This is a genomic window from uncultured Sphingomonas sp., from assembly GCF_913062585.1.
GTDB lineage: Bacteria > Pseudomonadota > Alphaproteobacteria > Sphingomonadales > Sphingomonadaceae > Sphingomonas.
The window spans coordinates 25,330-45,621 of record NZ_CAJXWX010000025.1 but is presented as its reverse complement, the minus strand read 5'-3'; the positions used below and the strand labels follow the sequence as shown (position 1 = coordinate 45,621).

The 20,292-nt window shown below is 67.1% G+C and carries 21 protein-coding genes and 3 tRNA genes; 10 read left to right on the top strand and 14 right to left on the bottom strand.

The window, feature by feature from the left end; genetic code table 11:
• Positions 1 to 55 precede the first annotated feature (55 nt).
• Positions 56 to 427 (top strand): PRC-barrel domain-containing protein, encoded by a 372-nt coding sequence (locus tag QZ546_RS14815; protein WP_294239136.1) that lies wholly within the window; start codon positions 56 to 58, stop codon positions 425 to 427.
• A 182-nt stretch (positions 428 to 609) separates the two neighbouring features.
• Here QZ546_RS14815 and uvrB read toward each other — a convergent pair whose 3' ends face one another.
• Positions 610 to 2,802 (bottom strand): excinuclease ABC subunit UvrB, encoded by a 2,193-nt coding sequence (gene uvrB, locus QZ546_RS14810; protein WP_294239134.1) that lies wholly within the window; start codon positions 2,800 to 2,802, stop codon positions 610 to 612.
• A gap of 84 nt (positions 2,803 to 2,886) precedes the next feature.
• On the opposite strand from uvrB, the gene QZ546_RS14805 reads away from it, so the two are divergent.
• Positions 2,887 to 4,209, top strand: coding sequence for an amidohydrolase (locus tag QZ546_RS14805; protein WP_294239131.1), 1,323 nt, complete (start codon positions 2,887 to 2,889; stop codon positions 4,207 to 4,209).
• 152 nt (positions 4,210 to 4,361) lie between these two features.
• Here QZ546_RS14805 and QZ546_RS14800 read toward each other — a convergent pair whose 3' ends face one another.
• The 7 genes from QZ546_RS14800 to QZ546_RS14770 form a co-directional block, all read right to left on the bottom strand.
• Positions 4,362 to 5,561: an MBL fold metallo-hydrolase gene (locus tag QZ546_RS14800; protein WP_294239128.1), complete on the bottom strand. Its 1,200-nt coding sequence runs from the start codon at positions 5,559 to 5,561 to the stop codon at positions 4,362 to 4,364.
• A gap of 11 nt (positions 5,562 to 5,572) precedes the next feature.
• The gene (locus QZ546_RS14795; RefSeq protein WP_294239124.1) at positions 5,573 to 6,319 is read right to left on the bottom strand and encodes an SDR family oxidoreductase; all 747 of its coding nucleotides are present in this window, start codon (positions 6,317 to 6,319) and stop codon (positions 5,573 to 5,575) included.
• Between the two features lie 16 nt (positions 6,320 to 6,335).
• Positions 6,336 to 6,737 (bottom strand): DUF4345 domain-containing protein, encoded by a 402-nt coding sequence (locus QZ546_RS14790; protein WP_294239122.1) that lies wholly within the window; start codon positions 6,735 to 6,737, stop codon positions 6,336 to 6,338.
• The gene (locus QZ546_RS14785) at positions 6,734 to 7,186 is read right to left on the bottom strand and encodes a DUF2721 domain-containing protein (RefSeq protein WP_294239119.1); all 453 of its coding nucleotides are present in this window, start codon (positions 7,184 to 7,186) and stop codon (positions 6,734 to 6,736) included. Before QZ546_RS14785 ends, QZ546_RS14790 begins: the two co-directional genes overlap by 4 nt.
• Before the next feature lie 189 nt (positions 7,187 to 7,375).
• The gene (locus QZ546_RS14780; RefSeq protein ID WP_294239118.1) at positions 7,376 to 7,684 is read right to left on the bottom strand and encodes a polyhydroxyalkanoic acid system family protein; all 309 of its coding nucleotides are present in this window, start codon (positions 7,682 to 7,684) and stop codon (positions 7,376 to 7,378) included.
• 119 nt (positions 7,685 to 7,803) lie between these two features.
• A tRNA-Gly gene (locus QZ546_RS14775) sits at positions 7,804 to 7,877 on the bottom strand.
• A gap of 44 nt (positions 7,878 to 7,921) precedes the next feature.
• Positions 7,922 to 8,007: transfer RNA gene (locus tag QZ546_RS14770), tRNA-Tyr, on the bottom strand.
• Between the two features lie 168 nt (positions 8,008 to 8,175).
• Here QZ546_RS14770 and QZ546_RS14765 point away from each other — a divergent pair.
• Both QZ546_RS14765 and rlmB read left to right on the top strand, forming a co-directional pair.
• The gene (locus QZ546_RS14765) at positions 8,176 to 9,786 is read left to right on the top strand and encodes a M20/M25/M40 family metallo-hydrolase (RefSeq protein WP_294239116.1); all 1,611 of its coding nucleotides are present in this window, start codon (positions 8,176 to 8,178) and stop codon (positions 9,784 to 9,786) included.
• Entirely contained in the window at positions 9,786 to 10,529 is a 744-nt protein-coding gene (gene rlmB / locus QZ546_RS14760; RefSeq protein WP_294239112.1) for a 23S rRNA (guanosine(2251)-2'-O)-methyltransferase RlmB, read from the top strand. The genes QZ546_RS14765 and rlmB overlap by 1 nt, the downstream gene beginning before the upstream one ends.
• Before the next feature lie 237 nt (positions 10,530 to 10,766).
• Here rlmB and QZ546_RS14755 read toward each other — a convergent pair whose 3' ends face one another.
• Positions 10,767 to 11,084, bottom strand: coding sequence for a 2Fe-2S iron-sulfur cluster-binding protein (locus QZ546_RS14755; RefSeq protein WP_294239109.1), 318 nt, complete (start codon positions 11,082 to 11,084; stop codon positions 10,767 to 10,769).
• A 69-nt stretch (positions 11,085 to 11,153) separates the two neighbouring features.
• Here QZ546_RS14755 and QZ546_RS14750 point away from each other — a divergent pair, with 69 nt between their 5' ends.
• Positions 11,154 to 11,783 carry a DNA-3-methyladenine glycosylase 2 family protein gene (locus QZ546_RS14750; protein WP_294239106.1) on the top strand — a complete coding sequence of 210 codons (630 nt, stop codon included), beginning with the start codon at positions 11,154 to 11,156 and terminating at the stop codon, positions 11,781 to 11,783.
• Positions 11,784 to 12,031: 248 nt separating this feature from the next.
• On the opposite strand, the gene QZ546_RS14745 is transcribed toward QZ546_RS14750, so the two are convergent.
• Positions 12,032 to 12,496: a hypothetical protein gene (locus tag QZ546_RS14745; RefSeq protein ID WP_294239103.1), complete on the bottom strand. Its 465-nt coding sequence runs from the start codon at positions 12,494 to 12,496 to the stop codon at positions 12,032 to 12,034.
• A gap of 327 nt (positions 12,497 to 12,823) precedes the next feature.
• On the opposite strand from QZ546_RS14745, the gene QZ546_RS14740 reads away from it, so the two are divergent.
• Together QZ546_RS14740 and QZ546_RS14735 are read left to right on the top strand one after the other, a co-directional pair.
• Positions 12,824 to 14,170: a metallopeptidase TldD-related protein gene (locus QZ546_RS14740; RefSeq protein ID WP_294239100.1), complete on the top strand. Its 1,347-nt coding sequence runs from the start codon at positions 12,824 to 12,826 to the stop codon at positions 14,168 to 14,170.
• The gene (locus QZ546_RS14735; RefSeq protein ID WP_294239098.1) at positions 14,157 to 14,948 is read left to right on the top strand and encodes a 3'(2'),5'-bisphosphate nucleotidase CysQ; all 792 of its coding nucleotides are present in this window, start codon (positions 14,157 to 14,159) and stop codon (positions 14,946 to 14,948) included. The genes QZ546_RS14740 and QZ546_RS14735 overlap by 14 nt, the downstream gene beginning before the upstream one ends.
• Here the strand turns inward: QZ546_RS14735 and QZ546_RS14730 are convergent.
• Positions 14,938 to 15,639 (bottom strand): NAD-dependent deacylase, encoded by a 702-nt coding sequence (locus QZ546_RS14730; RefSeq protein WP_294239094.1) that lies wholly within the window; start codon positions 15,637 to 15,639, stop codon positions 14,938 to 14,940. The two genes, QZ546_RS14735 and QZ546_RS14730, sit on opposite strands and share 11 nt — an antisense overlap.
• Positions 15,640 to 15,785: 146 nt before the next feature.
• Positions 15,786 to 16,256, bottom strand: coding sequence for a hypothetical protein (locus tag QZ546_RS14725; protein ID WP_294239092.1), 471 nt, complete (start codon positions 16,254 to 16,256; stop codon positions 15,786 to 15,788).
• A gap of 198 nt (positions 16,257 to 16,454) precedes the next feature.
• Here QZ546_RS14725 and dapB point away from each other — a divergent pair, with 198 nt between their 5' ends.
• From dapB to QZ546_RS14710, 3 genes are all read left to right on the top strand, one after another.
• Positions 16,455 to 17,183 (top strand): 4-hydroxy-tetrahydrodipicolinate reductase, encoded by a 729-nt coding sequence (gene dapB, locus QZ546_RS14720; protein WP_294239089.1) that lies wholly within the window; start codon positions 16,455 to 16,457, stop codon positions 17,181 to 17,183.
• 5 nt (positions 17,184 to 17,188) lie between these two features.
• Positions 17,189 to 17,857, top strand: a complete 669-nt coding sequence (nth, locus tag QZ546_RS14715) for an endonuclease III (protein ID WP_294239084.1) — start codon at positions 17,189 to 17,191, stop codon at positions 17,855 to 17,857.
• A 46-nt stretch (positions 17,858 to 17,903) separates the two neighbouring features.
• Positions 17,904 to 17,980: transfer RNA gene (locus QZ546_RS14710), tRNA-Arg, on the top strand.
• Positions 17,981 to 18,106: 126 nt separating this feature from the next.
• On the opposite strand, the gene QZ546_RS14705 is transcribed toward QZ546_RS14710, so the two are convergent.
• Positions 18,107 to 19,138: a class 1 fructose-bisphosphatase gene (locus tag QZ546_RS14705; RefSeq protein WP_294239193.1), complete on the bottom strand. Its 1,032-nt coding sequence runs from the start codon at positions 19,136 to 19,138 to the stop codon at positions 18,107 to 18,109.
• A 5-nt stretch (positions 19,139 to 19,143) separates the two neighbouring features.
• Positions 19,144 to 20,172 (bottom strand): LacI family DNA-binding transcriptional regulator, encoded by a 1,029-nt coding sequence (locus QZ546_RS14700; protein WP_294239081.1) that lies wholly within the window; start codon positions 20,170 to 20,172, stop codon positions 19,144 to 19,146.
• Positions 20,173 to 20,292: the final 120 nt, after the last annotated feature.

Sequence of the window (20,292 nt, the reverse complement as noted above, 5' to 3'; positions counted from 1 at the left end):
GCATCGGAACCGGGCCCCGGGCTGGCGGTTTCTTCGACCTAAACGGAGGTTAAACATGGCCGATCACGATACGCCGACCCTGATCCTGGTGCAGTCCACTGTTTCGGGCAATTTGAAGCTGGAAAGCCGCGACGGCGATGCGATCGGCAGCGTCCATGCCTTCATGGTCCACAAGCGGTCCGGGCGTGTGACCCATGCCGTGCTGGCGCTGGGCGGGTTCCTGGGCATGGGCAAGAGCTTCTATCCGGTGCCGTTCAGCCTGTTGCAGTTCGACCCCGTAGGCGATAAATATGTGATCACCGTCGACCGTCGCCTGCTGGAGGGCGGGCCGAGCTGGGCGAACAATGCGCCGGTGTTCGACCAGGCTTATGCCGATCGGGTCGCGGGTTATTATGGCGTGGGGACGGAGAATCTGGATCTGGGGTGACCCAGCGGCTGCAGTTCTCGGGGCTTTCCCTTCCCCATCCCCTCCCGCCTGCGGGAGGGGCGTGCGCGTGGCGGCGTCATGCGTGCCTCATTGCGTAGGCTTGCCGTGACGCGATACCCCCTCTCCCGGCAGGGGGAGGGGTTGGAGAGGGGTAAGGGCCGAGCAGCCCCAATCCCCCATAATCAGTTCGCCTTCCGCCCGCTCGCGAACTTCTTGCTCTTCCCGAACCGCGTCTTGCGCGTCCCCGGCTTGCCCTCGTTGGAGCGGCCCATGATCGGCGCCTTCTGCTCATGCACGGGCAGGCCCAGTTCCTCATTCTCCAACTGGCGGATCTCGTCACGCAACCGCCCCGCTTCCTCGAACTCGAGGTCGGCGGCGGCCTTGCGCATCTTCTTCTCGAGTTCCTCGATATAGGCGCGCAGATTATGGCCGACCATGTGCGGACGGTCCTCGTCGATCGGCACCGTCACCTGGTCGCCGCTCGCGACATGCGCGATGATGTCGCCGATCTGGCGGCGGATCGTCTGCGGCGTGATGCCGTGTTCGGTGTTGTACGCCATCTGCTTTTCGCGACGCCGCGACGTCTCCGACATGGCGCGTTCCATCGACCCGGTGATCCGGTCGGCATAGAGGATCACGCGCCCGTCGACGTTACGCGCCGCACGCCCGATCGTCTGGATCAGCGAGGTTTCGGAGCGCAGAAAGCCCTCCTTGTCCGCATCCAGGATCGCGACCAGACCGCATTCGGGGATGTCCAACCCCTCGCGCAGCAGGTTGATGCCGATCAGTACGTCGTACACGCCCAGCCGCAAATCGCGGATCAGCTCGATACGCTCCAGCGTCTCGACGTCGGAGTGCATGTAGCGGACCTTGATCCCCGCCTCGTGCATATATTCGGTCAGGTCCTCCGCCATACGCTTAGTCAGCGTGGTGACGAGGGTGCGGTAACCGAGTTCGGTCGTCTTGCGCGCCTCGATGATCAGGTCCTGCACCTGTTCCTCGACCGGCTTGATCTCGACCGGCGGGTCGATCAGCCCGGTGGGGCGGATGACCTGTTCGACGAAGACACCGCCGGTCTGCTCCATCTCCCAGTTACCGGGCGTGGCCGAGACGCTGACCGTCTGCGGGCGCATCGCGTCCCATTCGTTGAAGCGCAGCGGCCGGTTGTCGATCGCGGAAGGAAGGCGGAAGCCATATTCGGCCAGCGTGATCTTGCGCCGATGGTCGCCGCGCGACATGCCGTTGATCTGGCCGATCGTCACATGGCTCTCGTCCACGAACAGCACCGCGTTTTCGGGGAGATACTCGAACAGCGTGGGCGGCGGCTCGCCGGGCAGGCGGCCGGTCAGGAAGCGGCTGTAATTCTCGATGCCGTTGCAGCTGCCGGTGGCGGCGATCATCTCCAGGTCGAAGTTGGTGCGCTGCTCCAGCCGCTGGCGCTCGAGCAGCTTGCCCTCGATCTCCAATTCCTTCAGCCGCTCGGTCAGCTCGAACTTGATCGCCTCGACCGCCTGCTTCATCGTCGGGCCCGGCGTCACATAGTGGCTGTTGGCGTAGATGCGCACCGAGTTGAGGCTGGCCACCTTCTTGCCGGTCAGCGGATCGAACTCGACGATCTCCTCGATCTCGTCGCCGAAGAAGGACACGCGCCAGGCCGAGTCCTCATAGTGCGAGGGGAAGATTTCGAGATTGTCGCCCTTCACCCGGAAATTGCCGCGCATGAAGGCGGCGTCGTTGCGCTTATACTGGAGCGCGACGAGCTTGCGGATGATTTCGCGCTGGTCGACGCTCTGCCCCTTTTTCAGGTCGAAGATCATCGCCGAATAGGTTTCGACCGAGCCGATACCGTATAGGCACGACACCGAGGCGACGATGATGACGTCGTCGCGCTCCAGCAGCGCACGCGTCGCCGAGTGGCGCATCCGGTCGATCGACTCGTTGATCGAGCTTTCCTTCTCGATATAGGTGTCGGACCGCGGCACATAGGCCTCTGGCTGATAATAGTCGTAATAGCTGACGAAATATTCGACCGCGTTGTTGGGGAAGAAGCTCTTGAACTCCCCGTACAGCTGCGCCGCCAGGATCTTGTTGGGCGCGAGGATGAGGGCGGGGCGTTGCAACTCCTCGATGACCTTGGCCATGGTGAAGGTCTTGCCCGAGCCCGTGACGCCCAGCAGCACCTGATCCTTGTCGCCCGCGCGCGCCGCCGCCGTCAGTTCGCGGATCGCGGCGGGCTGGTCGCCGCTGGGCTTGTATTCGGTCACCAGCTCGAAGCGCTTGCCGCCCTCGGCCTTTTCGGGGCGCGACGGGCGGTGGGGGATGAAGCTGACCCCGGTTTCGGGCTCGTCGAGGGTGGTGCGGATCTGGATCGCCATGAATGCGAATATGGGTATCTGTTCCCGTTTCGTCACCCGTCGATCTGGGTTAGCATCGGCCAAAATCGCGAAAAAGGGGAATCCATGCGCCACGTCATCGCCGCCGCGCTTCTGCTGACCGCCGCACCTGCTCTGGCCGAGCCCGATTATGCCGCCGCGGTGAAGGCAGATTACGACCGCGACCTGGGCAAGCTCTGGGACTGGTTCCATCGCAATCCCGAACTGTCCTTCCGCGAGGTGAAGACGGGCGCGCGCATGGCGGCCGAGCTGCGCGCGGTGCCGGGCATGGTCGTGACCGAGAAGGTCGGCGGCACGGGCGTCGTCGGCGTGCTGAGGAACGGCGCGGGGCCGGTCGTGCTGTTGCGCGCCGATATGGACGGCCTGCCGGTCGAGGAAAAGTCGGGGCTCGCCAATGCCTCCACCGTGCGACAGGTCGGGGTGGACGGGATCGAGGCGCCGGTGATGCACGCCTGCGGCCATGACACCCACATCACCGCGATGGTCGCGACCGCGCGGCGGCTGGCGGCGCTGAAGGATCGCTGGCGCGGGACGGTCGTGTTCATCGTCCAGCCCGCCGAGGAGCGGGTGGGCGGGGCCAAGGCGATGGTCGCGGACGGTCTCTACACCAGCTTCCCCAAGCCCGATTACGCGGTCGCCTTCCATGTCGATGCCGAGCGCGCGGCGGGCACGGTGTCGGCGTCGGAGGGCATTCAGTATAGCTCGTCCGACTCGGTCGACATCACCGTGCCGGGGATCGGCGCGCATGGGGCGAGCCCGCATATGGGCAAGGACCCGGTCTATATGGCCTCGCAACTGGTGGTCGCGCTTCAGGGCCTGATCAGCCGCGAGCAGCAGCCGTTGAAGCCCGGCGTCATCACCGTCGGCTCGTTCCACGCCGGGCTGAAGCACAACATCATCTCGGACGAGGCCAAGCTGCAGGTGACGGTCCGCGCCAATGACGAGGCGGAGCGGGCGCGGTTGCTGGCGGGCATCAAGCGGGTCGCGCGCGGCGTCGGCGTGATGAACGGGATGCCCGAGGACAAGATGCCGGTGGTGACGGTGACCGAGGGCACGCCGACGACGATCAACGACGCGGCATTGGCCAAGCGGCTGAATGCGGTGATGGCCGCGACCTTCGGCGCGGATCATGTCACGCCGTTCGAGCAGAAGGGGATGGGGGCGGAGGACTTCGCCTATCTGGTTCAGCCTGATACGGGCGTGCGCGGCTATTATCTGTCGGTCGGCGGCACGCCCGCCGAGGCACTGGCGGCGGCAAAGGCGGGTGGGCCTGCGGTCGCGTCGCACCATTCGCCCCAGTTCAAGATCGCGCCCGAGCCGTCGATCGTGACCGGCGCGGTGGCGACGACGGCGGCGATTTTGGATTTGCTCAAGCCGGGGGCGGCCTGATCCGGCGCGGGTGAGTCGGCTAAGCCCCGGTGGTGGAACGTGCGCTTCGACTTCGCTCAGCGTGAACGGATGCTGGGAATGGGCTGCAAAACCCTCCTCCGTTCAGCCTGAGCGAAGTCGAAGGCCAAGGGGCAAACGCCGCTCCAGCCCCCTCAACGCAGTGCCCGTACCTGCGGCGTGTCGAGGCAGCGCCGCATCTCGTCATCGCTGGTCCGCTCAGGCAGCGCGATGGCTGCCGGCGGAGTGTTCAAAAACGACCCGATCGTAACGGGTTCGCCCAGACGCACGGCCGTGAACCGCGCTCCGGGTCGCGATACCCGCGTCCAGGAACACCGCATCGCCGCCTCCAGCAGTTTCGGCGGCGTGTCATAGCCCTCATAGGACAGCCGGAACGTCCCCCAATGGATCGGGATGGCGGTCGAGGCGCCCAGCCGCTCGAACACCTGCACCGCTTGCGGCGGCCCGATATGGCTGCCCGCCGCCATTTGTCCGGGCACGAAGCGGAACGCCCCGATCGGCAAGAGCGCGAGCCGGACCGGCCCCAGTTTCGCCGCTTCCTCCGGCCAGCGTCCGTCGCCCATCCCGGTATCGCCCGCGAAGAAGATATTCCCGCCGGGCAGCTTCACCACGAAACTCGACCACAGCGCCCGGTTGCGATCGGCGAACCAGCGGCTGCCCCAGTGATGGTTGCGCGTCACGACCACCGAGACGCCCGGCCGGATCATCTTTTCCCGCCCCCAGTCGAGCGCGGTGGCGGGCACGCCGACCTGGCCGATCACGCTGTCATTGCCCAGGCTGGTGACGATCAGCGGCCGGTCGCGTGCCCATAGTTTCTTCAGCACCGCCTGGTCGAGATGGTCGTAATGATTGTGGCTGACGACCACCAGGTCGATCCGGGGTAGGTCATCGAACGCCACGCCGGGCCGGGCCACCCGCTTGGGGCCGAAGCCGAAGGGACCTGCTCGCTCGGCATAGATGGGGTCGGTCAGGATGTTGAGGCCCTGGGTCTGGACCAGCACGGTGGCATGGCCGATCCAGGTCGCGACCATGCGCTGCCCCTCGACACGGGGTTCGGGTCTGGTCTGGCGGACCGCGACCGTCTCCGGCCAGGCGGGCCGCCCATCATCGCCGGTCAGTTGCCGCCACAAAAAGCCGCTTCGCCCACCGCGCGTCGGCATACGGAAGGTGTCCGCATCGCCATCGGGGTTGAAGAAACGCTCGCCATCATAATGGCCGCTCTCCGGCCCCTCATAATAGAGCCGGTCGAGATAATGCGGCACGATCGTCGCGGCCAAGCCGACCAGGATCAGGACGAGCGCAACGCTCTTTGCGATCCACCGGAGCGCCATCATGCCCCCGCCCTTCATGCCATGGTAAGTCCACCATCGACCCGATATTCAGAGCCGGTGACATAAGCCGCATCGTCTGACAGCAGGAAACAGGCTACCCCCGCCACATCCTCCGGCTGGCCCAGGCGGCCGAGTGGCACCGCCTTGGCGACCTTGGCCTTATATTGCGCGAGGTCCGGGTCGCTCATCCCGCCACGCGTGTGGAAACGGGTCTCGGTCGCGCCGGGGGCGACGACGTTGACGCGGATCCCGCGCGGCGCGAACTGGCTGGCCAGGCTGCGCGCGGCTTGGCGCACGGCGGACTTGCTGGCGGCATAGACCAGCGCATCCGCCCGCCCGCCGCCGACCGTGCCCGATCCGATCAGCAGGATCGCGCCGCCGTCCTTGATCGACGGCCCCAGCGCCTGCGCCTGGAGCAGCGGCGCGCGGACGTTAAGGTCGAAATGCGTATCGAACTCCTCCGCGTCGATCGCCTCCAGCGTCTTGAACCGGCCGATGCCCGCGTTGAGGAAGGCGCCGTCGAGCCCCTCCGGCGCGAAGTCACGGACCGCGCTCACCAGCGCCTCGGTGGCGGCAGGGTCGGCGGCGTCGTGCGCGATGATCGTCGCCTCGGGCAGGGCGGCGCGCGCCTCTTCGATATGCTCGGGGCTGCGTCCCGTGGCGAGCACCCGCCCACCCTCGGCGATCAGGCGCCGCGCGGTCGCGAGGCCGATGCCCGAGGTGCCGCCGGTGACGAGAGAGGCCCGGTTGGAAAAGCGCATGACGATGCTCCTGAAATCAGCGGGACGCCCGCGCGACACGGACCTGCCAGAGCATAAGAAGCGGAACGACGCCCAGTTCCATCACAAGCCCGAGCCGATGCCCGACCGAGGGCGCGCCGACCACCGCCCAGGACAGTGCCCGCGCCAGTCCGCCCGCGACCACCATCCACCCCAGCAACCGGAAACGCGCGCCCTTGCGCTCGATTCCGGGCACGCAGCTGGTGAAGGCGAGGCCCAGCGCGAAGAAGATGCCCGAGACGTAGCGGAACTGGCTGTCCAGGTCGGTCGGCACCGACGCCGCATGGCCCAGCCAGCCGGGGCCGCGCACGATGCTGATCCCGCCGGTCGCCAGGGGCACCAGACAGGCGATGGCAACGATGCACTGGAGCACACGCCGTTCGGCCGACGTGACGATCAATCCAGAATTTCCTTGCGGACGTGAATCGCGCGCAGCGAGATGCGCACCTCGATCATGAAGGCGATCAGGCACAGGGTCAGCAGGCAGACCGCCAGGATGAAGGCCAGCGCGATCCAGGTGCCGATATGGAATTTGCCGAGATTGGCGATGAACAGAACCGCGATGACGATGCACGCCATGACCGCGCTCGACACCGCCAGGAACAGCGCGGCGTTGATGATCGACATCCGCCGGTCGAGCAGCCGCAGCTCCCATTTGTGGCGCAACCGCTCGGGCCCGTCATCGACCTTGTGGATCATCATCTCCAGCCCGCGCGCCCGATCGATCACCCGCGCCAGCCGCCCGGCGAGCACGTTCAGCAACTGCCCGATCGCGGCGAGCATGAAGACGGGGGCCAGCGACAGCTGGATGGTCTGGGCAATGGTAGCGACGGCGGGAAGGGTGGGCATCGCCGGAAATGGTGGCGTGTCATGCCGGGCGGGGCAAGGGGGAAGTGACCTTCCTGCAATCCTCCCCGGCACGGGGAGGGGGACCATGCGGAGCATGGTGGAGGGGGCGTGCGGCCAAGGTCGTCCCTCGTGGAAGCCCCCTCCGTCAGCGCATCCGCGCTGGCACCTCCCCGTGCCGGGGAGGATCTTTTACGCCTTGGCCAGCATCTTCTCGGCGCTGGTCTTCACGAACTCGCCGATCGGCCCGGCCATCATCGACAGCATCATCGGGATCGCCACCGTACCCCGCAAGCTGTCGTCGGCGATGTCCATGTCGGCCTTCACCGTCTGGCCCATCGCGATGATGGTCAGCATCAGCCGGTCGTCGGCGGGCCATTCGGACGTCACCTGGCCCCCGCCGGGAATATGCGCCTCCAGCTTGGGCAGGCCCTGTTCGATGCGGCGGCGCGCCTCGGCATGGCCCAGATTGTGGGGGATGTCGAAATTGACCGATGCCATGACGCGTAACTCCAGTGAAATCGCGGCGGGGAGTGGCGCGTGCTGACGTATAGGTCAAGTCTCAAGCCGCAATGTATTCAGCTTGGAAGGCTGCTGCACCGGCGATGTCGGAGAAAGTTTGGAGCGGGTAACGGGAATCGAACCCGTGTATTCAGCTTGGAAGGCTGCTGCACTACCATTGTGCTATACCCGCTCGAGTATCCAGCGCCGTTTTCGACCCTAGCCGATCGGCGGGGATGGTGGAAGGGACTGGATTCGAACCAGTGTACGCTCACGCGGGCAGATTTACAGTCTGCTGCCTTTAACCACTCGGCCACCCTTCCGGGGTGTCACTCCATCGGAGCGAGGCGCGCCCAATGCCGAAGCTGGCGCGGCCTGTCAACGCCGTTTTGCGGGTTTTTGCCTGCACCGGCCGATCCGCTTGCTTGCATCGTCCGGACTTGGGCCATAGCCTTTGTCCCATTACGAAGTCATCCGGGGGTTCGATCCAAATGCGTCCATCCTTGCTCGCCGCCGTCGCGGCGGTCGCCCTGCTGCCTGCGGCCGTCGCGTCGGCCCAGGACCGCAGCGCCGCCAATCGGCTGATCGACGAGGGGATGAATCACAGCCAGGTCATGCAGACCGCCGAGCATCTGACCGACGTGATCGGCCCGCGCATGACCAACAGCCCGGCGATGCGCACCGCCGAAGCCTGGACCGCCGAGCAATTCGCGAAATGGGGTCTGAAGAACGTTCATAAGGAGGGCTTCGCCTTCGGGCGCGGCTGGTCGATCGAGCGGGCGAGCGTGCGGATGGTCAGCCCCCGTCCGCTGCAACTGACCGCCATTCCCATCGCCTGGACGCCCGGCACCAACGGCACGGTGACCGCGCCGGTGATCGTTGCGCCGATGAAGCGGGAGCGGGACTTCGACAAATGGCGGGGGCAGCTGCGCGGCAAGATCGTGATGGTCTCGCTGCCCGGCACCGGCGACGAACCCGGCACCGCGCCCTTCCGCCGCCTGACCGGCGAGGATATTTCGAAGCTCGACGTCTATGTACAGCCCGAGCATGATCCGGAAAGCGCCGACCGGCGGTTGAAGCGGCTGGACTTCGCGCAGAAGCTCGACGCCTTCCTCAAGGCCGAGGGCGCGGTGGCGTACGTCACGCAGAGCTATCGCGACGGTAAGCTGGTGCATGGCGAAGGCTATCTGTTCGGGCGCGGTGAGACGCCCGCCGTCCCTGGCATCGAGCTGGCCGCCGAGGATTATCGCCGCCTCGCGCGGCTGACCAAGGTCGGTCCGGCGCCCATGCTCGAAGTCCTGAGCGACGTCCGGTACGACGACAGTGACGTCAATGCGTACAACATCATCGCCGAGATCCCCGGCAGCGACCCGAAGGCGGGTTATGTGATGGCGGGCGCGCATCTCGACAGCTGGGTCGCGGGCGACGGCGCCTCCGACAATGCGGCGGGCAGCGCGATGGTCATGGAGGCCGCGCGTATCCTGGCCGCCACCGGCCAGCGCCCGAAGCGCACCATCCGCTTCGCGCTCTGGTCGGGCGAGGAGCAGGGGATTCTTGGCTCCATGGCCTATGTCGAACAGCATCTGGCGACGCGCGGGCGGCCTGACGATGCGCCGCAATCGGGCCTGAAACGCTATTATGGCTGGACCAATCGCTGGCCGATCACGACGAAGCCCGGTTACGGCGACCTCGCGGCCTATTTCAACATCGACAATGGCTCGGGCAAGCTGCGCGGGCTGTATGCCGAGAACAATCCGGCGGCAGTGCCGATGCTGAAGGAATGGCTGTCGCCCTATGCCTCGCTGGGCGCAGGCAATGTCGTGCAGCGGACGACCGGCGGCACCGACCATGTCTTCATGCAGGCGATCGGCGTGCAGGGCTATCAGTTCATCCAGGACCCGCTGGATTATGGCAGTCGGACGCATCACAGCTCGGCCGATACCTTCGACCATCTGAAGGGCGACGACATGCGCCAGGCTTCGGTCGTGCTCGCCGGGGTCTTGCTCGCGGCGGCGAATGCGGACAAGGCGTTGCCGCGCCCGCCGGTGCCGACGCAACCGGCGACGACCAAACCCTTTGACTTTACGGACAACGACGACTGATGGCACGCCGAGGACATCGCCCCAGCCAGGCTTCATCCAACCGCCCCCGCTTCTGGGGACGGCATGCGGTGACGGCGGCGCTCGCCAATCCCAACCGGACGGTGCGCAAGATCTGGGGCACGCGCGAGGCGCTGGCCGCGCTCGACCTGCCGCCGGTGGTGCCGATCACCTATGCCGATGCCGCCGATCTGGGCCGCCTGGTCCCCGCCGACGCACCGCACCAGGGCCTGGTGGCCGAGGTCGATCCGCTGGAGGATATCTGGCTGGGCGATCTCCTCCATGAGGTGCAGGACAATCAACGGCCGCTCGTCGTGCTCGACCAGGTGACCGACCCGCACAATGTCGGCGCGATCCTGCGCTCGGCCGCCGCCTTCGATGCGGTGGGCATCGTGACCCAGGACCGCCACGCGCCGCCCGAATCGGGCACGGTCGCCCGTTCGGCCAGCGGCGCGCTGGAGACGGTGCCGTGGGTGCGCGTGGTGAACCTGTCGCGTGCGCTCGACGAGATTGCGGAAGCCGGCTTCTGGCGCATCGGCCTGACCGGCCATGCCAGCCAGACGCTCGCACAGGCGATGGGCACGCAGCGCATCTGCATCGTGCTGGGCGCGGAAGGCGAGGGGATGCGCCAGAATACCGAGGCGCATTGCGACGAACTCGCCAAGCTGCCGATCAGCTCGAAGGTGGAGAGCCTGAACGTCTCCAACGCGGCGGCGATCGCGCTGTATGCGGTGGCGGCGCGGTGATGGTCTGGAGCGGCGGGGTCGGTCCTGCCGCTCGTTTTTGCGCGTAGAGCGGATCGTTGGCGATTGCGGAGCGTGGCCTTCGACTTCGCTCAGGCTGAACGGATGTTGGTACGCGTGGCCACCATCCCCTTCCTCCGTTCAGCTTGAGCGAAGTCGAAGGCCAAGGGATTCCAGTCCGCGAACAAAAAAAGGGCGGGGCCGAAACCCCGCCCTCCGACGTTCACGCGCAATGCGCCGTCAGTCCTCCGCCGCGATCCGCACCCGCATTCCGTCCTGCGCCGCACCGAAGGGCAGCTGGCACGACAGGCGCGAGGTCGCGTCGCGGTCGCTGGTCGAATCGAGCAGATCGTCCTCGTCCGGCCCGATCGCGGGCAGCGAATCCGCAAATTCCGGATCGACATGCACATGGCAGGTCGCGCAGGAACAGCATCCGCCGCACAGCGCCAGCAGCTCGTCGACGCCGGCGTCGCGGATGACTTCCATCACCGACAGACCGGCCTCGCCGTCGATTTCGCGTTCTTCCCCGTCGCGGGTCACGACGATAAGCTTGGGCATGTCCATTCTCCTTGTCGGCCCTGGTATTGAAAGCGCCTCTGCCGGGCCTGAACGCGCGGATCAAGCATCATGGGCCTGAGTGCCGAACAAATTCGCGAAAGTCTCGACGCGCTGGCCGCCGCCGAGCCCGCCATCGCCGCCGCGATCGCCCGGATCGGCTATCCCGCGCCCCGGATCCGGGCGCGGGGCTATGCGACGCTGGTCCGCACGATCCTGGGCCAACAGGTGTCCGTCGCCTCGGCCGATGCGCATTGGCGGCGGCTGAACGAGTTGCTCGGCGATGCCACCGATCCGACGCGCCTACACGGCGTCACCGATGAGGAACTGCGCGGCGCCGGCATCTCGCGCCAGAAAGCGGGCTATCTGCGCAGCCTGGCCGAGGAGGTGACGAGCGGCCGCCTGAACCTGGCCGACCTGCCGGCGGATGACGAGGAAGCGATCGCAAAGCTGGTCGCGGTCAAGGGCATCGGCCGCTGGTCGGCGGAGGTCTATCTGCTCTTTGCTGAAGGCCGCACCGATATCTGGCCAGCGGGCGATCTGGCGGTGCAGATCGAGATGGGGCGCATCCTGGGGCACGACGCACGACCCTCGGAAAAACAGGTCCGTGCGCTGGCCGATGCCTTTCGCCCCCACCGCAGCGCGCTCGCGATCTTCACCTGGCACCATTATGGCGCCGGGGCGGACGCCGCGCCGGTATAGCCTACCGACTTTCGCGCCGGGGCAGGTGCCGTGTCGCGACACCGACCAGGACGGCTGTGGACAGCAGGATCGACGAGACAAGGCCGCCGATCGCGATCAGGCCGGTGGTGGAAATTCGCACCTTTACCCGAATCCGCGCGCCATTACCGGCCGTAAGGGACGCTACCCCCATATTATAAGACCGCGTCTGGCTTCGATTCTCGGGGGAGTTGCCCATGCCGAATGTAACGCGCCGGGCATCTGGCGGTTCAGTTGGCTGCCCGCACCCCTAGTAGAAAGGCGTTCGATCCTGCGCAGAGATCGCCCGTAAAGATGCTCCCGGGCGTCACCCGAAATACCGGTCCGCTCGTCGCCTCCTGCGTTCTAGTTAGCGCAAGGGTCAGCAGGCTATGAACGAATCCGCCGCGCTCCCACCAGATGAACCATGTATCTTGCGTGTGATAGGCCCGGATGAAACGCGCGCCAGGGATATGGGCGTCGATCACATCGGTGCTGTTGAATTCGCCGCCCGCCTCGGCCAGCCCGCCGCCGTTCTTGAAAAAGCGGGCGATCTCCGCCCGAATCGGTTCGGGCAGTGCCTTGAGAGAGTCGAAGCGGGTCGTTGCTTGGGTGAAGCGGCATTCTGCAATTTTGGGCGTTTCGGGAACATGCCGTTCATGCCGGGCGGGCAAGCCCGGAGCCGCTTGAGCGAATGCCACGGCCATCACGATCATAATTTTCCCTTCGCACCCGTGCCAACCGCACCGCATTGGGCTGTCCCGTCCATCATATCCGGCCAGCTGTGGTGGAGCCAATCAAAACCCGGCAAGGAAACGCTGTCCGCCGAGCCGGAGGCACGGCCATTCGCTAAGGACGATAGTCGGCCCGTATCCGCTCGGTTGACGGATACAGGCGGCGTAATCGCCCCGGTTTCGACCGCTCCCACACTTTGGAAGGACCGGTCCTGGATAGAAACCATAGGGATTAGCGCTGCCTCTGCCGCAGAATCATGACGTGGTCAGGGCTGGCATCCCGTCCCTCGCCCTCCTAAGTCCGTACCCATGTTGACCCCCGAACAGGCCCGCGACCGGGCCGCCGATATCGTTGCCCGTGCCCGTGCCGCCGGCGCCGACGCCGCCGACGCGGTCTTTGCTGCCGATGCCGCGCTGGAGGTGTCGGTGCGCCTCGGCGCGCTGGAGGATGTCGGACGGTCGGAGAGCGAGGAGCTGGGCCTGCGCGTGTTCGTCGGGCGGCGCTCGGCGAGCGTTTCGACCTCGGACCTGTCGGGCGATGCGATGGACCGTGCCGTCGAGCGCGCCGTCGCCATGGCGCGCGAGGCGCCCGAGGATCGCTGGGCGGGCCTGGCCCCGCAGGAGCGGCTGCTGCACGGCGCGCCGCCGATGCTTGACCTGGACGATGGCGGCGAGGTCGCGCCCGAGGCGTTGCGCGCCGCCGCGCTGGAGGCGGAGGAGGCCGCGCGCGCCGTGGCGGGCGTGACCAATTCGGAAGGGGCGGGCGCGTCTGCTTCCCGCGTCGTCTCGGCGCTCGCCACCAGCCACGGCTTCGCGGCGGGCTATGCCGCCACCGGCTATGGCCTGTCGGTCAGCGTGGTCGCGGGCGAGGGGGCCGCCATGCAGCGCGACTATGCCCATCACGGTGCCCGCCTGCGCCGCCTGCTGGAAAGCCCAGAGGCGATCGGCATCCGCGCGGGCGAGCGGGCCGTCGCACGGCTGAATCCGGGCAAGCCGGCGAGCGGCACCATGCCGGTCGTCTACGACCCGCGTGTCGGCTCGTCGCTGGTCGGGCATCTCGTCTCGGCGATCGCGGGCGCGGCGATCACGCGGCGGACCAGCTTCCTGCTCGACCGTCTGGGCGAGCGGGTGATGGCCGAGGGTATCCGGATCGAGGACGATCCCCACCGCCCGCATGGCCTGCGCTCGCGTCCCTTTGATGGCGAGGGGCTTGCCGTGTCGCCGACCGCGATCGTCGAGGACGGGGTGTTGGAGACATGGCTGCTCGACTCCGCCTCGGCCCGGCAGCTGGGGCTGGAGCCGACCGGCCATGCCGCGCGGGGCACGGCGGGCGGGCCGGGCGTGTCGACCAGCAACCTGTTCATGGCGGCGGGCCGCGTGCCGGTCGAGACGCTGATCGCCGACATCGCCGACGGCATCTATGTGACCGAGCTGATCGGCAGCGGGGTGAATCCCGTCACCGGCGACTATAGCCGGGGCGCGGCGGGCTTTCGCATCGTCGACGGACGGATCGCCGAGCCGGTTGCGGAGTTCACCGTGGCAGGTAATCTGAAGGATATGTTCCTTGCCATGACCCCGGCCAACGACCTGGAATTCCGCTACGGCGTCAATGTGCCGACCCTGCGCGTCGATGGAATGACGATTGCCAGCGGCTGAACTGGTCCCGGCGGTCGTCGCGGCGGCGCGCGAGGCGGCGGCGATGGCGCTCGCCCGCTGGCGTACCGATTTCCGCCAGTGGGAGAAAACGCCGGGCAGCCCGGTGTGCGAGGTCGATCTGGACGTCGACCGGATGCTCCACGCCCGGCTCCACGCCCTGATCCCCGATGCGGGCTGGCTGTCGGAGGAGACGGCGGACAAGCCCGACCGGCTGGCGGCGCGCCGCGTCTGGGTGGTCGATCCGATCGACGGCACGCGCGACTATATCCGGGGCCGCGAAGGCTGGGCGGTGTCGGTCGCGCTGGTCGAGGACGGGGTGCCGGTGATCGGCGTGCTGGCCGCGCCCGCGCGCGGGGAATTGTGGCTGGCCCGGGCAGGGCATGGCGCGACCCGCAATGGCAGCCCGCTGAGCGCGGGCTATTGCCGCCAGATGCCGGGCGCGCGGGTGCCCGTCGATGCGTTGCCCAAGGCCGACCGCGATCTGGTCGCGGTGTTCAAGCCCAACTCGATCGCGTTGCGCATCGCCATGGTCGCCGCCGACGAGGCCGATCTGGTCGCCACGTTGCGCTGGGGCAATGAGTGGGACATCGCCGCCGCCGCGCTGATCGCGTCCGAAGCCGGGGCGGGGGTCGCCGATGCGCTGGGCCAGCCCTTGCTCTTCAACAAGCCGGATCCGCGTGCCTTTGGCGTGCTGGTGACGGCGCGGGGTCTTCAGGGACCGGCGGTCGAACGGCTCGCCCCCCGCGCCCGCGAGGTCATCGTGCCCGTCACCGGCTGAGCATCTGCGCCACCCATTCGGGGACGCGTTCCCCTGCCGGCCCCAGGCGGCTCTCGTCGAACCAGCCGCTGCCCTCCGACCGATCGAGATTCAGCTCCAGCGTCGCCGCGCCATATGCGCTCGCCATCCGCACGAACCCGGCCGCCGGATAGACCGCGCCCGAGGTGCCGATCGACACGAACAGATCGGCCTGCGCCAGGGCAGCCTCGATCCGGTCCATGTCGTAGGGAATCTCGCCGAAGAACACGATGTCGGGCCGCAGGCGCGGCGCGCCACAGGCGGGGCAGGGCGTGCCCGGCGGCAGCGCACCGTCCCACTCGAACCGCTCCCCACAGGCCGCGCACAGCGCCTGCTTCAGCGCGCCGTGCATGTGCAGCATCCGCGTCGCACCCGCTCGCTCGTGCAGATCGTCGACATTCTGCGTGACGATCAGCAATTCGCCGGGCCATTCCCGGTCCAGCCGCGCCAGCGCCTCATGCGCGGGGTTGGACGCCACCGTGGCCAAGGCCGCCCGCCGCAGATCGTAGAAGCGGTGGACCAGATCGGGATCGGCGGCGAGCGCCTCGGGCGTGCAGACATCCTCGACCCGGTGCCCCTCCCACAGCCCGCCAGGGCCGCGAAAGGTGGCGATCCCGGACTCGGCGGAAATGCCCGCGCCGGTGAGGATGACGATGTTGGGGGTAGTGGTCATCTGAGAGTGCGGACCTTATGATTGCCGGGGTGAAGCTATCCGCTATGCGCGATATGCGAACGTCGTGTTCAGCCCAGTGCTCGCCCGGATGCTGTTCCCGGCGAAACCCTTGCTGTCGAGGGTGTCACATTTTCCTCACAGCCGTTTCATGGCACAGGCACGATACCAAAATAATCCCCGCCGACGGCGTTGGTGAGGCATGGTCCTAGGCTCCGGGCATCGGCTGCTCCTCCATCCTGATAGACCATCATGCAGTGTTGCCGGGCGGCGATATAAGCATCGGGGCGCTGACGGATCGCATCAAAGAAGGGCATGCCATGCCCCTCGCCCCGGACGGCGGCGCGCGCATTGCTTTCGGCATGATTGGCGAGGATGAGTGCGAAATCCTGTGACGGCGGGCATAGTGGATCGCCACGTCGCTTTTGCCAGCAGAACAGATAGGCCCGATCGCGCATCTTTTGAGTCGAACGGGACCATGTCGCGTTGGAGAGCCGCCAGTCACTCGTGGGTCCGTAGGTGGATCGCTGCTGCTCGGCGTGAAATTGCTCTGGGGTTGGGGCCCTCTCGCGTTTCCCGCAGGCGATAAGCAGCATGGACAGCGCCACGATCGTCAGCATCCCAATCGCGCGGTGCAAGGTTATTCGTCCCCGTCGCTATAACAGGCAGTGGCCGCTCTTCATCGCGGATCATAGCATCAGTTCGGCCGACGGGTAGGCAATAAAGATTGCGTGACCCGCCGGTTTCCCCTCGACTGGACCTGTGCCAAGGACATCCGCATGACGACCTCCTCCCTCTCATCCATCGGAGCCCCCCGCATGACCGCCATCGGCATCTATGGCAGCGCCGGGCGCATGGGCCGCGCCATCGCGGACCTGATCGAAGGCGAGGGCGCGACCCTGGCGGGTGGGTGCGATTCGCGGGACGATCCCGACGCGCTGGCCAAGGCCGCCGACGTGCTGGTCGACTTCTCGATCGCCGGGGCGCTCGACGTGCATCTGGCCGCCGCCCGCGCCGCGCGGACCCCGATTGTCATCGGCACCACCGGCCTGTCGCCTGCACAACATGCCGCGATTGACGATGCCGCGACCGAGATCGCGGTGCTCCAGACCGGCAATACCTCGCTCGGCATCACGCTGCTGGCCAATCTGGTGCGCGAGGCGGCGGCACGGCTGGGCAGCGACTGGGACATCGAGATTACCGAGATGCACCACCGGCACAAGGTCGACGCCCCCTCGGGCACTGCGCTGCTGCTGGGCGAGGCGGCGGCGGCGGGGCGGGGGCATCCGTTGTCGGAACTGCGCGTCGATGGGCGCGCGGGTCTGGTCGGCGCGCGGACCGAGGGGACGATCGGGCTGGCGGCGCTGCGCGGTGGCTCGGTGATCGGCGATCATGAGGTGATCTTCGCGGGCGAGGGTGAGCGGCTGACCCTCGGCCATTTCGCGCAGGACCGCACCATCTTCGCGCGCGGTGCGGTGCGCGCGGCGCTGTGGCTCGCAGGGCAGGCGCCGGGCCGCTATCGCATGGGCGACGTGCTGGGCCTCTGAGGACCATGAAGAAGGCCGATATCGTCGAATTCTACCACCGGCTGGCGGAGGCGAACCCGCATCCCGAGACCGAGCTGGAATTTCGCAACCCCTATACCCTCGTCGTTGCGGTCGCCCTGTCGGCGCAGGCGACCGATATCGGCGTCAACAAGGCGACGCGCGCCCTGTTCGCCGATGTCGACACGCCGCAGAAAATGCTGGAACTGGGCGAAGAGGGGCTCAAGGCGCACATCAAGACGATCGGCCTGTTCAACACCAAGGCCAAGAACGTCATCGCGCTGTCGCAGATGCTGGTCGACGATCATGGCGGCGAGGTGCCGCAGGACCGCGCGGCGCTGGAGCGGCTGCCCGGGGTCGGGCGCAAGACCGCCAATGTCGTGCTCAACGTCGCCTTCGGGCAGGAAACCTTCGCGGTCGACACCCATATCTTCCGTGTGTGCAACCGGACGGGTCTCGCCAAGGGCAAGACGGTGCTGGCGGTGGAACTGAAGCTGGACAAGGCCACGCCTGCGCCGTTCCGGGTGCACGCGCATCACTGGCTGATCCTGCACGGCCGCTACATCTGCAAGGCCAGGCGCCCCGAATGCTGGCGCTGCCCGGTCGAGGATCTGTGCGCCTATCGCCCCAAGACACCCGCCCCGACGGTCAAGGCCGCAAAAACGGTGGCGGCATAAAAAGGGCTGGCGCATGGGGGCAGGCGATGCTAGTCGACCCGCCCACGCACCCGTAGCTCAGCTGGATAGAGCGCTGCCCTCCGAAGGCAGAGGCCACAGGTTCGAATCCTGTCGGGTGCGCCATCGATTTTTTGTTTGTTTTTCCCGCCCGCATGCTGATCGCGGCGTCGATCCTGCGTGGCTGTCGGGGCTCGGCTGTCCGAGCCCCCAAATCTGGCCGATAGGGGCTCGGGACGTGCCGGAATCGGCCTATGCGACGGCCGAGGATGCCAGTTCCGGTGCGGCGACCGATGCAGCCTGAAGGGCGGCGATCTCTGCTGCGTCGCCCAGCATCAGTCCGACGCGCTGGTGCAGGCCGGTGGGGGGGATGTCCAGGATGCGTGTCGTGCCATCGGTCGCCGCGCCGCCCGCCTGTTCGATCAGGTAGCTCATCGGATTGGCCTCGTACATCAGTCGCAGCCGTGCCTGCCCGGTCCGCTCGTCGCGGGGGTAGAGGAAGGTGCCGCCGCGCTTCAGGATGCGGTGGACATCGGCGACCATGGATCCGGTCCAGCGCATATTGTAGTCCGCTCCCAGCGGCCCTTCCGTGCCCTGGATCCGTTCCTCGACAAAGCGTGCGACGATATCCGACCATTGCCGCCGCCGCGCCATGTTGATGGCGAATTCGGGGGTGCCGCCGGGCATCCGGATCGGCCCGTCGGTCAGGTTCCAGGCCCCGATCTCGCGGTCGAGCGTGAACTCGTACACGCCGGTGCCGATCGACAGCATCAGCAGCGTCTGCGGGCCATAAATGGCATAGCCCGCCGCCACCTGTTCCGAACCGGGCTGGAGGAAATCCTGCTCGCCGATCTCGCGGCCGGTCGCATCCGCCGGGGCCTTCAGGACCGAGAAGATGGTGCCGACCGACAGGCAAACGTCGATATTGCTCGACCCGTCGATGGGATCGAACAGCAGGAGATATTCGCCCTTGGGATAGCGATTGGGGATGCGGTGGATCGTCTCCATCTCTTCCGACGCCATGGCCGCCAGATGTCCGCCCCATTCATTGGCGTCGAGCAGGAAGTCGTTGGCGATCACGTCCAGCTTCTTCTGGACCTCGCCCTGCACGTTCTCGCTGCCCAGTGAGCCCAGCACCTCGCCCAGCGCGCCCTTGGACACCGCATGGCCGACCGTCTTGCAGGCGCGCGCGACCGTCTCGATCAGCAGGCGCAGTTCGGAGGGCAGTTGCGCGGGGCCCCGCTGCTGTTCGATCAGGAAGCGCGTGAGCGACATTCGTGGCATCATGGTCAGGCTCCAGGCTCGGTGGAGGGAAAGAAAGCGGTGGTGTTCGAGGCGACCGGTTCGCTCGAGCCGCGGGCGACCAGCCGCCCGGCGAGTACGACCTTGCGAACCGCGGCATCGGCATGGTCGAGCCGGTCGACCAGCATCGCCATGGCGGTGCGACCGATCTCCTCGATCGGCTGTTCGATCACCGACAGGCCGCCGCCGACCAGGTCCATCCATCCCTCATTGTCGAATCCGGCCAGCGCCATGTCGCCCGGCACCGACAGGCCGAGCCCGTGGAGCGTGCGCAGCACCGCCATCAGGGCCAGGCCGTTGCTGGCGACCAGCGCCTCGGGCCGGTCGGGCCGGGCGAGCAGGTCGGTCACGATCCGCGCGACCTCGCCATCGCCATGCGGGACGGCGACCGCCTCGGCCGCTAGGTCCAGACGCTGCGCCGCCGCCTCGAAGCCTGCGCGCCGTTCCTCGCCGGTGCTGCTGGAGGCGCCGAACAGCCCGGCGATCCGGCGGAAGCCGCGGGCATGGAGATGCTCGACCAGGATCGCGGCCATCGCCGCATTGTCGAGCACGACGCAGTCATGCGCGATGCCGGGCGTGGCGCGGTCGATCAGGATCATGGGATAATCGGGCTTCGTCTTGGCCAGCGTTGCCAGGCCCTGTCGCGTGGGGGCCAGGATGACGCCGGTGACGCGTTCCTCCTGCATCAGTTGCAGGTACATGGCCTCACGCGTGGGATCCTCGTCCGTGTTGCACAGGATCACCCGCAGGCCGCGGGCATAGGCCAGGTTCTCGATGGTGCGGGAAACGGCGGTGAAGAAGGGGTTGCGGATATCCGCGACGATCAGCCCGATCGTGTTGGTGTGCCGCGACCGCAGCCGCCGGGCCGCGAGGTTCGGCCGATAGCCGGTCGAGCGCACCGCCGCGAGAACGCGGTCACGCATCGCCTCGTCGACATTGCGGCCGCCGAGCACACGCGATACCGTGGCGGTGGAGACATTGGCGACGCGCGCCACGTCCTTGATACCGACCGTCATGGAAAACGTTCTCTCCTCTCCGCGGCGCGATCTGACATCGCTGTTCTCTCGCTAATGCCCGTCCGTACGATTTCTGGCAAGCGCTATTGACTTCGATTTGAGAAAACGTTTTCTAGCAGC